Genomic DNA, 14,198 nt, shown 5'->3' with positions numbered 1-14,198 from the left:
GGGGTTGTAATGGCAACGATAACGGGCACCAGTTCGACAGATACGATTACTGGCACTGGAGATTCTGATCTGATCACCGCACTTGGTGGTTCGGATATTGTCTCTGCGCTTGGTGGTGCGGATCTCGTCTATGGTAACGCGGGTGGTGACACTCTTCTCGGCGGTTCCGGCTCGGACACCATGTTTGGTGGCCAAGGGGACGACACGCTGTCAGGTTCTGACGGCAACGACATTCTATATGGTAACCTTGCCAACGATGTTATTTCGGCCGATGGCGACTCCGACATCGTTTATGGCGGCCAGGGTAATGACACGATTTTGGGTGGCTCTGGTACCGATTCGATTTTCGGTAATCTCGGAAACGACGTAGTCTCTGGTGAGGATGGCTCTGACGTGATCAGGGGTGGCGCTGGCAATGACGCGCTCTCCGGTGGTGCCGGTGCTGACCTCATTTATGGTAATTCTGAAAAAGATACCATTATGGGCAGCGCGGGTGCGGATACCATCTTCGGTGGAGCGGATAACGATACCATCTCCGGTGGTGCCGATTCCGATCTCATCTATGGTAACAAGGGCGCTGACAGCATTTTCGGCTCCGGTGGCGCTGACACGATCTACGGTGGTGCAGGTGCTGATACGATCGTCGGTGGTACCGGTGGTGCTCTCTTCGGTGGTGCTGGTAACGATGCCATCACCGGTGCTGGTGGTGCTGATCTGATTTATGGTAACGCCGGTGTTGACACCATCCTTGGTGCTGCTGGTGCAGATACCATTTTCGGTGGTGCTGATAACGATGTCATCTCCGGTGGCGCAGGTAATGATCTGCTGAACGGTAATCTTGGCATTGACAGCATCTTCGGTTCTGGTGGTGCTGATACGCTGTATGGCGGCGACGGCAACGACGTTATGAATGGTGGATCTGATGCTGATCTAGCTTTCGGTGACGCTGGTAACGATAGCATGGGCGGTACACTCGGAAACGACACGCTGTACGGTGGTGCCGGCGACGATACGCTTGGTGCACTTGGCAACGGCAGTTCCGTAGTCCTTTATGGTGGTACCGGAAACGATAGCATCCAGGCAGGTAGCGGAAGCGACACCCTCTTTGGTGATGACGGTAACGACATCATGTATGGGCGTGGTGATTCTGGCATCAGCGATATCCTGTCTGGCGGAGCTGGTAATGACATCCTGTACGGCGCGAGCGGCGGCGGTGATGTGATCTACGGATCTGACGGTAACGACATCCTGTATGCTCGCGAAGGGGCTGCTGGAAATTCGGCTGGTTCTGAAACGCTTTACGGCGGTGCCGGTAACGACACGTTCGTGATCGAAGCAAATACCGAAACAGCTGCTGGTAGTGTTGGCTTTGATGGTGCAACTGTTGCTGCGATCTTCAGCTTTGAAGATGGTTCGGACAAGATTCACCTGACCGGGTTTGGGTTCACTGGCTCACCAAGCAATGTGCTGACCACCACCCTGACAGGTTTGACCAACTCGATTACACAGGTTAGTGGTGCAAATCAGGTTACCGTTGCCATCAACGGTAATGGCGCTGCTGATTACACTGTGATCACGGTTCAGGGTGTAACCACACTTGATCTGAACGACTTCACTTTCAGCTAAGTCGATCAAACATACTGAATAATACCGGGCGGGCCAATTTGGCCCGCCCGGTTTCATTTGAAGGCACGTTAAATGTAGACTGGTTCAATGCGGAACGTCGCAATTATCCCGGCCCGAAAAGGGTCGAAGCGTGTCAAAGGAAAGAACCGGTTAATTATCGGTGGACAGACTTTGCTTGATCGCACGATCGCCGCAATTGAAGAGAGTGGCGCAATTCAGCGATCAATACTTTGTACTGATGATCTGGACCTTATTCAGGCGGCAAAAAAACATTCACTGTTAGAGTCTGATTTACGACCCGCAGAATTATCGGCTGATAGCACTTCATCCACTGACGTTCTGCGTTACCTCATCGCTAAAATGGGATTGGAAGATAGCAGAATTATACTTCTGCAGTTGACCTCCCCTTTTCGGACGGCAGAGGATATAAAAACGCTGCTCCAACGGATGGTCGATTCAGGTCAATCAAGCGGCGTTTCCGTTTGCCGATGGCGAATGCCGCCATCCCCCCCATTTGGCAATACGGATGACATTATGAAACTGGGGGATGAAGCCCTGCTCAATTCAAACATGAGGTCAATAGCGCATGATCGCACCTGGGCGATCAATGGAGCCTTATATGTATTTGAAGCAGAGAAATTTATGCAGACAGGGCAGCTCTATACTTCCAACGCGGCGATCCATGTCATGGAAACATGGCGATCAGTCGATATCGATTATAATGATGACGTAAAAATAGCCAAAGCTTTGGCACGGCAATACGGGATTTGATCACCATACACTTGGTATCAGAATGTGTTGTGATATCCACAAGCAGAAAGTCTGTCTTTAACGTTTGGTCCCAAGACTGAAATCATATTGCTGTCGGAAATAGGGATGGATTCGAACCCGAACTCATCCAAAAAATCCAGAATACTATTCTTGTTTGGATTTTCTAAGTGCCCTACGCGGAATTCCCAAAGCACACCTTGAATACGCTGGGATTTGAATAGGTTGCGCGCACCGAAAAAAACATCACTTTCTCGGCCCTCTGTATCAATTTTGAGCCAGATAGGGCGTTCACTCCAGTCCGGTTCTGAATACTGGGCAAGAAGTTGATCCAAACTTAGAACCTGAACATCAATAGCTTCGCTGTTGCTCCCGCTCTCTTGAAGAGACAGATGATGCCCCATGCTGGAATTAAGCCGAAGTCTACCGATACCGGATTGACTGCCAAGAGCGCACTCTATGGCTACTATCGAGTCAGTGTAGCCGCTAGCGTCGATGTTTTCTCTAAGGACAGAAAAATTACTTGGCTCCGGCTCAACAGAAAGACAACGTAAGCCAGGAGCTGCTTCCGAAAGGACAAGTGAAAAGAGACCGAAATGGGCGCCAATGTCGATAAACAAGGCATCCGAGCCTACCAACTGGCACAGGATCTGACGTTCTCTTAATTCGAAGCCACTCTCATGGTATTCAGCAAAAATAAATCGACGCAAGCCTGGGTCATTTAATTGATCAACAGGAAATTGTAGATGAAGCGCTGTCTGAGACGACGTGCTTGTTTTTAGCGGAAGATAAAAGCGATCCTTCGTAAACAGGCGAGATGGAAGTCTCAGAACATCGGGATTTGTCACACCATTTCCCGTCATGTATCAGATAAATGTGTTGAACTGCGGTCCATGAACCAGTCGCAGGCTGCGCTGAGTTCTTTACGCATCTCTTGCACAACCTCATCCCAGAGATTCTGGGGGCGGCGAAATAGTAATTGAATTGATGGAATCCAGGGAATGTGAGGTGTTCCGAGTTGTTGCCAGATAGTTAAAGATGCAGAGGTGCGGAATACCCATGTTGGGGTCCCGATTACCCCCCCCATAAATGCTATTGATGTTAATGGGGTCACAATGACATCAACAGCGGCACAGAGATCGATTACATCAGCAAGGTCATTCTTAAGATCTAGGCCATCAAAGACAACAACATCAATGCCACGTTTAGCAGCTTCACGTCGAATTTCTTCGAATTCATCCTCCTCGTAAACATATTGAAGAACAACAGCAATACAGTTATCCGGTAAGCTATCTACAATCTGATGGGGATTTAGATACTGGGAGACCCGAGCGCGTGCTTGATTCCCGCTACGCCAGGATATGCCGATACACATCCTGTTATCGGCTCCAAGCTCCTGGAGTCGATTGCGCCAATGACAGACAGCTTTAGCGTCCGGAACAATCCAGCCATATCCTCGTACACGATCATTTAATGCAAGCGACCAGCGTTCTTTTATTAACTCACGGAGCTGCGAGGTAAACATGCTCGGAAGGTGGCCAATGGGGATCTTGTAAAGAATATCCGGGGCAAGTAGGCGTTTTTGGGCAGGCCCTGTCATTGGCCAAAATTCTATTGTTGGGAATGATCGCTCGAAAACAGGAATGAGCCGAGGGTCGCATTCCACCACGATTTGGCCCGATGCGTGTTCTTCGGCATATTTCAGGAACCAGGAGAACATCAGCTCGTCGCCCATGCCTTGTTCCATATAAATCAGAACTTTTTTTCCTTTAGGGATTTTTTGAAGAGTCCACTCAGCTTGCGGAAAAGGTCGTTTTGCGGAGGGAAACCCTGGTTGTGCCCAACGGCAAAGGTAATTTTCGAAACCTTCTTCTATAGCGCCGATAGAAAGCTGGTTAAAAGCAACGCCCATGCGGGCGGTCGCATCTTTCGGAGAAATTCGTAGCTGTTGCTTGCCGGCAGAAATTGCGAGGTCCAGCTCCCCGGTCCCGCGATATGCCATCGCCAAATTGGTATACCCTGACTGAAGCTTGGGATCCGCAGCGAGTGCGCGATGTGATGAAATTACGCCCCGTTCGCTCTCAAGTTGGGTGCACAAGGCAACCGTATAGGAGCTCCAAGCCTTTGCGTAGCCTGGCTCCAAGATGACAGCCCGCCGCAGGACGGGCTCTGCCATCTCGGCAAGTGCCTTCTCATTGAAATGGCTTCCGACATTGTAAAGTAGCGACGGACTTGCCTTGAATCTCTCAGCGGCTCGCTTCAGGTATAGTGTCGTCAAGTTTTCAAGCTCAGCCGTTTTGAGTGTTATAACGGCTTCATTGACTGTAACATCTTCCGTATCGGGCAGGATGATTGCCGTTTTAGCCCAAAGAGTTTCTGAAAATGATATCGCCTGATTGGGCTCACTGGCGTTCGGCAGGATAGCCCGCACGGCGGTTGGGTTATCAGGCAGCATAACTAGTGCCATTCGTGCTGCCCGTAATCCCGCCTCTTTCAAGCCCCATTCACGTATGAAGATTGAAGCGTGACTTAGGTTTTGACCATTGCTCAACTGAATGAGGGTGGGGTGCGCAATAAGTGTAGCTAGAGTGTTTGCATGTCCTGATCGGATAATCCAACGAAGTACTTTTCGAGCAGGAATGGCAGCTTGAAACACTGAATGTGCGGTCTCATGGAGAAACCGTTTCACGTCTTCAGGGCCTCCGATACTCGCTCCGCTGGCGATTAGTTGCGAAAGCAGGTCCCAGGCGGGGCCGCAGCGTTTTGTAATGTCGGGCTCTATGAATAGCCAGCTGGCTGCGCGAGAGATATCTCCCTGCTCTGAGAAGGCCAGTCCTCCGATGAGACCGAGCTCCTGATACCCGCGCCACTCGCTCGGCCTTAGGTTGCCCAGCAGTGCTACGATTGCAGCATGTGCATTTGTGCGATGCAGGCACCCAATAGCCCGATAGAGTGCGTCCCGTGAATGCTCTGATTTCTCTTCGTAGATTCTAATGTACCGTGTCGCTGCCGCGTCGAGTTCACCGCTGATCTCTAGCGCCATTGCGAGGCGATAAAGGTAGTTTTGCAAAAATGGTGGACCTGCGACTTCGGACCGTTTGAAAGAACGAAGAGCCGACTGCATGTCTTGAAGTCGTATAAAGTCCTGGCCGGCGAGATCCCAAACCTCTGCATTGCTTGGCGCTTCAAGAATGGTAACTACACGATCCCGGTCGATTGATTTCAGAATTGCAGAAGTTGTCACCAATTGATCCTTCGTACTCATCCGCTTGGGGGGAGTTATATTTGCGAGGTTGGGTCGTCTAGGAAACGGTCCAGAGATTCTTTGACCTGGGTAATCAATTGAGGCCAATCCGTGGTCATTCGGAACAGGCGAACGCTGTCATACCACAAATTATCTTCCCCGGTGGTAAGCCAACGCCAATCGGGTTGCTTGCCGATCATTAGCCAGGTTTTTTTGCCGAGCGCCCCGCCAAGATGAACAAGGCTCGTGTCTACCGATATTATAAGATCGATCTGATTCAGCTTTACTGCGACATCGGCGAATGTGGCATCGAGCTCGCAGAGCGGCGGGAGGTTGGCTAGAACGGTGTTGTCTTCTGATGCAAGATCGAAAGGCAGTGCCTGGAAGGTTGCCTTTTCTGTACCTTCAATAAGCTCGGCAATTAACTCTGAAGGACAGGAGCGAATCTCGTTCCGAGAATTTGCGGGATTGCCTGTCCAGGCAATTGCAATTCGCAGCGCCGTCTTTTCTTTTTCTGGCTTCCCCAGTCGCTGGCTGCACGGGGTGGGAATGTAAGCGGATCTGGATGGTATGTTGTCAGGTAATGTTCCGAATAGTCCGGGTAGGCTCATCGCCATTACTGCATAATCGAAAGCTGCTTTTTGCCCACCAACAACGACTCTATCAATGTAGGGAACCCATTCACAGAGTTGCCGAAGCGGCTCGCGTGTATAGAAGATAATATGCGCGCCTCTGGCTTTCAGAAGAGCGCAGTACCGTAAGAACTGGATGTGGTCGCCATAGCCTTGCTCGCCTACGACGAATATGGTTTTGCCATCAAGATCGGCATGCCCATCCCACATCTTTTCTTGGCCGATTGATTGTTCAAGCGTTTTGACGCCTTCTCGTAGATCATAGAGCGCGAAGCCCTGCTGCCAGTCACCCAGTCTTAGTTTGGTGACGCCGAGCGCAATGGAAGCAGACCGTGCTGAAGGTGCAGACGCGACGGCACGACGATACCAGGATTCCGATTTACGATAGTCTTCCAACATGGAGTGAGCATGACCGCAGCCTTCCATGGCCTTTGGTAAATCAGGGCGATAAGACATAATTTTCGCAAAGCAACGCACTGCTTCGGTAGGCCTGTTTGTGGCATTGTATGCGACTCCGAGGCCGGTAAGACCGCGGATAGACCAAGGACGTTTAAGTAAAGCTTCCTTAAAGACTCGCTCAGCGACACCGTACCGCTTCTGTTCTAGAAGCCTCTCGCCAGTTGACAGAATGACGCGGAGAGGGTGCTCCTTGATTGACCATACGTGACCTTCCGCTCCGTCCGTGCCATCGGCGAGCTCAGGCTTTAAGTGCGACATGTCTGGCTCGGAAGAAGAAGCCCCCCCCCTCATGGCTCCCTCATAGCCTGACTGAGGCTCTGGCTCAGTGGTGTTACGATGTATTCGAACAAGGTCCGCTCGCCCACTGAAATAAGAGACGAGACCTTCATGCCCGCAGTCAGCCTGACACCTGGTAGGTTATGCGAAAGAGAATCCGGATCAATCACGATACGGGCTTCGAAGAACTCTTTAGAGGAACGGCCGTCTGTCACAGCATCAGCTGACACGGACGTCAGGGTTCCTTCAATTGGAGGAGTAGTCCGGGGGTTGAAGGCAGACAACTGCAATTGAACGGGAGCGCCGACAAGAAGGACATCGATATCTTTCGGATCGATCTTGGCCGATACCAGTAACTCGTCCTCAGTCGGGATGACGGTCATCAGCGACTCGCCAGGCCTGATGACGCCATTTTGGGTGTGAACGTTCAGATTAACAATTTGCCCGCTCATTGGAGCTCTGATCTGGATGCGATCAAGGCGGTCGCGCCAGACACTTTCCTGCTCTTGAATATCATTCAGTTGCAGGGCGTTTTCACGCAGCCGGTTTGAGATGTCTGTTTCGCGCTGATTTTCTAAGGCTGCTAGACGCAGCTCCTGCTCGGTGATGGCCTGTCTAGATTGTGCGATAGTTGACTTGAGTTGGGCTGCTGCTCCACGGAGTTGCTCTTGTCCACGTTCCAGTGCAAGGACGCGCGGTTTACGTTCCAAGCCCTTATCAAACAGTGTGCGAACCCCGATGAGTTCCTCTTCGACAATTTCGATCTGCCTGCCGATAGACGCAAGCCGTTCAATTGAACCGTCGATTTGAGTTTGATACTGAGCAATCCGCTCTGCGATCAGTTTTTTCTGATCGTTGAGCGATTTCTTCTGCTTCTGGAACAGAATTTCTTCTCGCTGAATCAACCCCGAGATTTCGGGGTCATTCTTGCGGTTCAGAATTTTTTCGGGAAATTCGATTTCGCTCAGATCGTCACGTTCTCCTTGCAACCTCGCGCGTTCTGCCAGCAGGGCAAATAACCGGTTTTCTATTTGTGCGATCTGCGCATCGGTTGTTAGGGGATTGAGGTTTACAAGCACCTGGCCTTTTTCGACCGTGTCACCCTCATGGACGAAGATAGTATCTACGATACCACCTTCGAAATGTTGCACAACCTGGGGCTCGCTTACGACATGGAGCGTGCCTGGTGCGCGAACGGCACTTGCTAAGGGGGCGACAACGGACCAGCCTCCGAAAAGCACAAAGAATGAAAACAGCACACCCCAACCAAACAACGACGAACGCCGCCAGGTCTGTTTGGTGAGCGCCAAGCTGGCGCTGACGTTCTTTGAGCCAACGTCGCGCGTAGAAATCGGCAGGCGCTTTGAGAGGAAATTGCTGTCAATTGTTGGAAGGGTCTCAGCCATTCAGGGCTCCAGTTACTTTTCCGCCACTGCCTTGGCAGACGGTTTTTCGATCGTCTGCTGGCTGCCAACACCGCTGATCAGGGGCATAACCTCATCGCGGTCGGAGAATTTTTGTACCATGCCGTCACGCAGAACGAGAATTTTGTCTACGATCTGGAGGATATTCGGCCGATGCAGGATCACGACAACCGTCGCGCCCCGCGTTTTCAAGATTTCGATCGAATTCCGCAGAGCGTTGTCGCCCTCAGTGTCCAGGTTCGCGTTAGGCTCGTCGAGAATAACCAGCTTTGGATCACCGAGTAGCGCGCGGGCCAGCCCGACGCGTTGCCTCTGACCACCGGAAAGCAAGTTGCCGCCGAAGCCAACTTCGGTGTCATACCCTTGCTCCATCTGCAAAATCATTTTGTGCAGGCCGGCCATTTCAGCGGCCTGAATGACCTGCTCATTGGTAATGGTGTCGTCAAACCGGGCTATATTATCCCTGATCGTGCCTTCGAACAGAAGGACTTGCTGGGGGAGGTAGCCGACATGCCGTCCGCGGTCATCGCTGGGCCAGCGATATACATCGGCACCATCCATACGCACGACACCGGCATTCGGTTGTTCTATGCCGGCGAGCAGGCGCGCGAGAGAGGTTTTTCCTGCTGCCGAAGGACCGATGACGGCAACCGATTCCCCAGCTTTAAGGTCAAACGAAACGCGGGAAAGGATGGGTCGCTTCATGCCTTTTATCTGGAAGTGAACACCTTCGACGGAGAGCGCGCCTTTTGGCTCAAGTGGGAACACGCTGTCTTCCGGCTTGCTTGCGGTATTGGTCAGCAAATCGGAAAGATATCTGTATTTCTGGAGCGCATCGGACACTTGAGCCCAAGAGGATACGACCGCTTCCAGGGGCATGAGCGCGCGGCCGACCAGAATGACTGATGCCATCATGGCGCCGCGCGAAAGGCCGCTTGTTGGATCAACGATCTGAATAGCGGCGACCGTCATCACAGCCATCATGATGCCCATGCGCATCATTTTGATTATAGCCTGGATAATGCCGGATGCCTGACTGGCGTCGTTCTGGAGCTTGAGTGCAAGCTCATTGTACATAGACCAGCCAGCCATCAGGGTTTTCCGCATCCCCATGGCTTCGACAATGTCAGCATTCTCGATAGCAGATCGGCTGATTTTTCTGGCCCGGCTTGCCGCAGCGGAAGCTCGCTGCAATTTCCCGTCTGAGATCATTTTGTTGATAGCGGCGAGAATCAGCAGAATCAAGCCGCCAATCGTTGCCGTCATGCCGATGCTGAAGTTCAGCGCAAACAGCACCATTAGGAAAATGGGAATGAACGGCACGTCCATAAGCATGAAAATGCTGCTGCCAGAGAGAAACTGGCGAAGCCCCTGCAGCTGATCAAGCGCGTCGCTGCCACCTCTACCGCGCGCGAGGCCGCCTAATACGGATTTTTCAAAAAGCTGCGGGGAGACTTGCTCGTCTATCCAGGCGCTGACATGCGTAAAAACATACGTTCTGGCTATGTCGACCAGCGCTTGCACAAGTAATGCTGCAGCAGCAATGAGCGCCAGCATCGTCAAGGTCGCCATGTTGCCGGTCCCGAGCACTCGGGAGAATAGCGAGAACATGTAGAGCGGCATCGTCAGAATAAGCATGTTCACGACAAAGCTGAACACGCCGGCGGTCACGAAAGCGCTGCGGCACCCTTCAAAGATATGCCGCATTGGATCGTCGAGCGCCGAACTGGCCTCTGACGGCGTTTTTGCTTTCGCCATAAAGATCTTGTCCGTACTTATTGATATACTGCTTGAGTATAGCAGAATAACGCAACGCTATCTGAGTTGAGAATGCACCGCACAATTCCACACACTTCTCTGACGCCGAACTTGCATCGCAGCTTCCGGGAATTCATAAGCGCGTGCGGTTAGAGTATCAATGATAATTCGTCTCCTGTGACAACAAGGTACACGATCCATGAAAGTCCTGTTCGTACATCAGAACATGCCCGGCCAGTTCAAGCATCTGGCGCCGGCACTGGCCGAGGATGGACATGACGTTGCGTTCCTGACGAAACGAGGGAAGCCAAGTCTGCCCGGTGTTCGCAAGTTCGAATATGAATTGCACCGCCAGGCAGGGCAGGCCCCGCATCGGTATTTTGATCGTTACGAGGATCAGATCCTGCATGGCCAAGGAGTAACGAGAGCTTGCCTCAAGATTCAGGCGTCCGGTTTCGAGCCAGACGTGATCTGCGCTCATACAGGTTGGGGCGAGGCAATGTTCCTGAAAGACGTGTTCCCGAAGGCCCGGCTTTTGAGCTTCAATGAGTTCTTCTACCGCTCGCACGGTACCGATACCGACTTTGTCAACAAGGGGGTGGATATCGACCGCGATTGTCGGACCCGGGTCAGGAATGCCCACATGCTGTTGAGCATGGCGGCATCTGACTGGGGGTATGTTCCGACTTATTGGCAGTGGTCGACACACCCGAAGGCCTTCCGGGAAAACATGACGGTTGTGCATGACGGGATCGACACGGATGTCTGTATCAGGGACCGGGATGCCTATATCGACCTCGCCGATGGGCGCCGTCTTACCGCCAATGATGAGGTGGTGACCTACGTTGCCCGTAATCTTGAACCCTATCGTGGCTTCGATGTGGTCGCTCGGTCTCTTGAGAAAATTCAAAAAGGCCGGCCGAACGCACACATCCTGATCACCGGGGGCGAAGAGGTGAGCTACGGGAATGGTCCGGGCTATGCCGAAAGCTGGAAAGATGCCCTGATCCCGCACCGCTCGCTCGATACCTCGCGTCTGCATTTTCTCGGGCGGCTGCCTTACGAGGAGTTCGGCCGGATGTTGTCGATCTCACGGGCGCATATCTATCTGACTTATCCGTTCGTGCTGTCATGGTCGATGCTCGAAGCCATGGCGAAGGAATGTCTCGTGGTGGCCAGTGGTACAGCACCCGTGCGTGAGGTGATCCGGCATGGGAAGAACGGTATTCTTGTTGAGTATGGCGATGACGATGCGCTTGCAAAAGCAGTTGTGGAAGCGCTGGCGAAAGGCAAGAAGCTAGACCCTGTGCGCAAGGCGGCACGGAAGACTGTGGTCGAGCGCTATGATCTCAAGACGGTCTGCCTCCCTATACAAAAAGAGATCATCGAGAAGCTCGGCCGGGGGGAGCTACCCGAAGCGACTGCTGACGTTCCGTCCGATATTGCAAAGGCGATGGGGTGGCATGCAACGAAGACCCGCGACCTGGCGCTATGGTCCGAGATGGGTGCGTGATCCACATTCCAGTATCGGAGGCGGAGCGCGCAGCGCTCAAGGCAAGGACCAGTGCCGCTTTCCGGGCCGGCGATTTGGCGGCGGCACAAGTCGAACTCAAGAGATATGTCTGCCTGTTTTCTGAAGACGGCGCGGGGTACGCCAATCTGCTTGCCATCGCGCGCAGGCGCGGCATGCCGATACCGAGCCTCTCCACCCTGACGCGGTATGCCCTTTTCTCGGACCCGGATACCCTCGGCCCTTTGGTAGCGCTGTTGACGACATGCGCCGAACTGCAGGCACCGTTGCCTGACAGTGTGCCAGCGCTCCTTGCGAGATATGGAACCGACCCCGATGTGACCCGGGCGCATGCCATCTATCTGCATGGGCAAAGGGGGGCGGAGGCTGCTGCCGCAAGGGTCCGTCAAACCCTTGTATTTCATCCAGACTCAACCCAGCTTCACACCCAGTGCGGGCTCTCATTGCAGAACGAAAAAGGCCCGGATGCCGAAACCGCATTCGCCCGTGCAATTTGTTGCGCTCAGCCAGACGGCCTGGAATTCGCAACCGCTGCACGAAATCTGGCAGCGATAAAGCATGCGGCAGGTGCCTTGAGCGAGTCGGTGAGCCTTTACCGTGCTTCCTTGTTCGCAGATCCCTCTGCGCGCGACACCCGCGCCAATCTGGCGGCGGCGCTGGTTGATTGCGGAGAAACAGAAGCGGCGGAAAGGGCACTGCGCCGGACGCTGGTGGAAGATCCGGGGCACCGGGATGCACTCTGGTTATCATCCTTGCTGCGGATAGGTGCTGGCGACCGGAATGGTGGATACAGGGGCCACCACGTGCGCTGGACCGAGCCGCACCCGCAAGCCCGAACCCTTTCTTTTGGCGCGTTGCCGCTTTGGCTCGGGCAAGACATGAAAGGCGCGCGGATATTTGTCTGGGGCGATTTCGGGGTTGGCGACGAAATCGTCTTCGCTCCGCTTGCGGCCTGGCTGGCGGAGAGGGGGGCGGCGGTTGTGCTGGAATCGGATGCACGACTTGTTTCGCTCGCGCAGCGCAGCTTCCCGAACCTAACTGTGGTGCCGCGTGGCGAAGCGGGTGTCGATATTGCAGCCTTCGATTTTCACGTGCCGTCTGCATTGTTGGCCCGTTTCTACGAGCGAGACGACAAAGGAAATGCCTTGTTGCCATTGCGCGCCGACCCGGAGCGGGTGTCAGGAATCCGGGAAAAACTGGCGCAATATGGCGACGGTCCAAAGCTCGGGTTTGCCTGGGGCGGCGGAGGAAGGCGAACATCTTGGTCGAAATCGACGGATCTGGTGGACTGGAAAGACTTGCTGGAGTTGCCTGGAGTGACTTTCATCAGCCTTCAGTATGACGATGCTTCGGATGCCGAAGGCTGGCCGAAAAATCTATGTCCGTCGCCGATTGACGACCTCCGAAACGATATCGAGGGCCTTGCCGCCCTTATCGAGGCATTGGATGCAACGGTATCCATATCCGGCGTTAATGCCCATATGGCAGGCGCGCTTCGCCGGCCCGGTTTCGTCCTGTTGCCGAGATCGCCGCTGTGGTTCTGGGGACGAAGTGGCCCCAGAACCGATTGGTATCCGAGTTTGCAGCTGTTTCGCCGCACCGATTCTGGATGGAATGATCCTATTGCCTGCCTGTCAGATGCCGTCAGGTGCTTTCTGAAGGGGTGACCAGCTTGCTTTCAGCCGTCCAAAGATCCCCGTAATCAACATCCTGCCAGTTTTCGAACCAAGGTCCGCCACGCGTATAGTGAATTGCCGCCGGGTAGGAGCCGTCCGCCGGTTTGTCGTACCAGCCTTCGAGCCAGTTCCAGGTATGATCTACAGATCCGAGAAGATCGTCCGAAAGCCATTGGAAGCGGTGCAGGTAGGCGCCGCTCTCGCGGTTGACGACTTCCGGTGTCAAGGCGGCATTCGCGGGGTGCCCGCAATTGATCAGCATCATGCTTGACCAGTTTTTCCGCGGATAGACGGTCTGGGCCTTGCCGTCCATCTTTGTTCGCTCGGTCGGTTGATAGTCGTGCTGGACGCAGATCAATGCCTTGTCATCGTCGGCGAGTGCGAAGAGCTTTGCGACATCCGTGGTCCACAGGAAATCGCAATCGCAGAACAACGCCCAGCCCTGATAACCGGCCAGATACGGCATCAGGAATCGGGTATAGGTGAATTCGGTCGAGGCCAGAGGGTCCTCGTCGCGGCTATAGAGGCCCTTCTCCCGTAATTCGTCGAGTTTGAGCGGGATGATCTCGAGGGCGGCTTGACTATGACGCCGCAAGGAGTTTTCGCAGACGTCATAGGCGATGGGCTCGCGGCTGTCCCATCCGACATAAATCCTTAAGGGGCCCGAATCAGCTGTTTCCGTGCTCATTTACCGTTCCATTCGGTCTATTCGAATTTGCGTCTCATTAGCATGTCTGCTGTCGGCTCAGAAAGGGCCGGTTTGTCGCAGGAAGCTACAGTGCTTTGCACCGCTCAAGCCATCCT

The 14,198-nt window shown here is 53.6% G+C and carries 10 protein-coding genes; 4 read left to right on the top strand and 6 right to left on the bottom strand.

Translation table 11 applies throughout. From position 1 onward, the window contains the following. The first annotated feature begins 9 nt into the window (after positions 1-9). Together VOI22_RS19385 and VOI22_RS19380 are read left to right on the top strand one after the other, a co-directional pair. Positions 10-1,626 carry a calcium-binding protein gene (locus VOI22_RS19385; RefSeq protein WP_323798089.1) on the top strand — a complete coding sequence of 539 codons (1,617 nt, stop codon included), beginning with the start codon at positions 10-12 and terminating at the stop codon, positions 1,624-1,626. 87 nt (positions 1,627-1,713) lie between these two features. Then, positions 1,714-2,397 (top strand): acylneuraminate cytidylyltransferase family protein, encoded by a 684-nt coding sequence (locus VOI22_RS19380; RefSeq protein WP_323798088.1) that lies wholly within the window; start codon positions 1,714-1,716, stop codon positions 2,395-2,397. A 17-nt stretch (positions 2,398-2,414) separates the two neighbouring features. Here VOI22_RS19380 and VOI22_RS19375 read toward each other — a convergent pair whose 3' ends face one another. From VOI22_RS19375 to VOI22_RS19355, 5 genes are read right to left on the bottom strand one after another with little or no spacing between them, the layout of a single operon-like run. Then, on the bottom strand, positions 2,415-3,242 hold the full coding sequence (locus tag VOI22_RS19375) for an FkbM family methyltransferase (RefSeq protein WP_323798087.1): 828 nt from the start codon (positions 3,240-3,242) through the stop codon (positions 2,415-2,417). Between the two features lie 11 nt (positions 3,243-3,253). Then, positions 3,254-5,638, bottom strand: coding sequence for a hypothetical protein (locus VOI22_RS19370; RefSeq protein WP_323798086.1), 2,385 nt, complete (start codon positions 5,636-5,638; stop codon positions 3,254-3,256). A 35-nt stretch (positions 5,639-5,673) separates the two neighbouring features. Then, on the bottom strand, positions 5,674-6,987 hold the full coding sequence (locus VOI22_RS19365) for a tetratricopeptide repeat-containing glycosyltransferase family protein (RefSeq protein WP_323798085.1): 1,314 nt from the start codon (positions 6,985-6,987) through the stop codon (positions 5,674-5,676). 29 nt (positions 6,988-7,016) lie between these two features. Next, the gene (locus VOI22_RS19360; RefSeq protein WP_323798084.1) at positions 7,017-8,411 is read right to left on the bottom strand and encodes an HlyD family type I secretion periplasmic adaptor subunit; all 1,395 of its coding nucleotides are present in this window, start codon (positions 8,409-8,411) and stop codon (positions 7,017-7,019) included. Between the two features lie 12 nt (positions 8,412-8,423). After that, positions 8,424-10,187 carry a type I secretion system permease/ATPase gene (locus VOI22_RS19355; protein ID WP_323798083.1) on the bottom strand — a complete coding sequence of 588 codons (1,764 nt, stop codon included), beginning with the start codon at positions 10,185-10,187 and terminating at the stop codon, positions 8,424-8,426. Between the two features lie 199 nt (positions 10,188-10,386). On the opposite strand from VOI22_RS19355, the gene VOI22_RS19350 reads away from it, so the two are divergent. Together VOI22_RS19350 and VOI22_RS19345 are read left to right on the top strand one after the other, a co-directional pair. Then, positions 10,387-11,700, top strand: a complete 1,314-nt coding sequence (locus tag VOI22_RS19350) for a glycosyltransferase family 4 protein (RefSeq protein WP_323798082.1) — start codon at positions 10,387-10,389, stop codon at positions 11,698-11,700. Beyond that, the gene (locus VOI22_RS19345; protein ID WP_323798081.1) at positions 11,697-13,385 is read left to right on the top strand and encodes a hypothetical protein; all 1,689 of its coding nucleotides are present in this window, start codon (positions 11,697-11,699) and stop codon (positions 13,383-13,385) included. Before VOI22_RS19350 ends, VOI22_RS19345 begins: the two co-directional genes overlap by 4 nt. On the opposite strand, the gene VOI22_RS19340 is transcribed toward VOI22_RS19345, so the two are convergent. Then, positions 13,363-14,082 carry a glycosyl transferase gene (locus VOI22_RS19340; RefSeq protein ID WP_028466602.1) on the bottom strand — a complete coding sequence of 240 codons (720 nt, stop codon included), beginning with the start codon at positions 14,080-14,082 and terminating at the stop codon, positions 13,363-13,365. The genes VOI22_RS19345 and VOI22_RS19340 overlap by 23 nt on opposite strands. Positions 14,083-14,198: the final 116 nt, after the last annotated feature.

The organism is Nisaea sp. (genome assembly GCF_034670185.1).
In the GTDB taxonomy this organism is placed as follows: domain Bacteria; phylum Pseudomonadota; class Alphaproteobacteria; order Thalassobaculales; family Thalassobaculaceae; genus Nisaea.
This window is presented reverse-complemented; position numbering and strand designations above follow the sequence as displayed.

Coding starts and splice junctions, on each gene's coding strand:
- VOI22_RS19380 (WP_323798088.1), top strand. CDS start 1,714: ATGCGGAACGTCGCAATTATCCCGGCCCGAAAAGGGTCGAAGCGTGTC.
- VOI22_RS19355 (WP_323798083.1), bottom strand. CDS start 10,187: ATGGCGAAAGCAAAAACGCCGTCAGAGGCCAGTTCGGCGCTCGACGAT.
- VOI22_RS19385 (WP_323798089.1), top strand. CDS start 10: ATGGCAACGATAACGGGCACCAGTTCGACAGATACGATTACTGGCACT.
- VOI22_RS19365 (WP_323798085.1), bottom strand. CDS start 6,987: ATGTCGCACTTAAAGCCTGAGCTCGCCGATGGCACGGACGGAGCGGAA.
- VOI22_RS19350 (WP_323798082.1), top strand. CDS start 10,387: ATGAAAGTCCTGTTCGTACATCAGAACATGCCCGGCCAGTTCAAGCAT.
- VOI22_RS19360 (WP_323798084.1), bottom strand. CDS start 8,411: ATGGCTGAGACCCTTCCAACAATTGACAGCAATTTCCTCTCAAAGCGC.
- VOI22_RS19340 (WP_028466602.1), bottom strand. CDS start 14,082: ATGAGCACGGAAACAGCTGATTCGGGCCCCTTAAGGATTTATGTCGGA.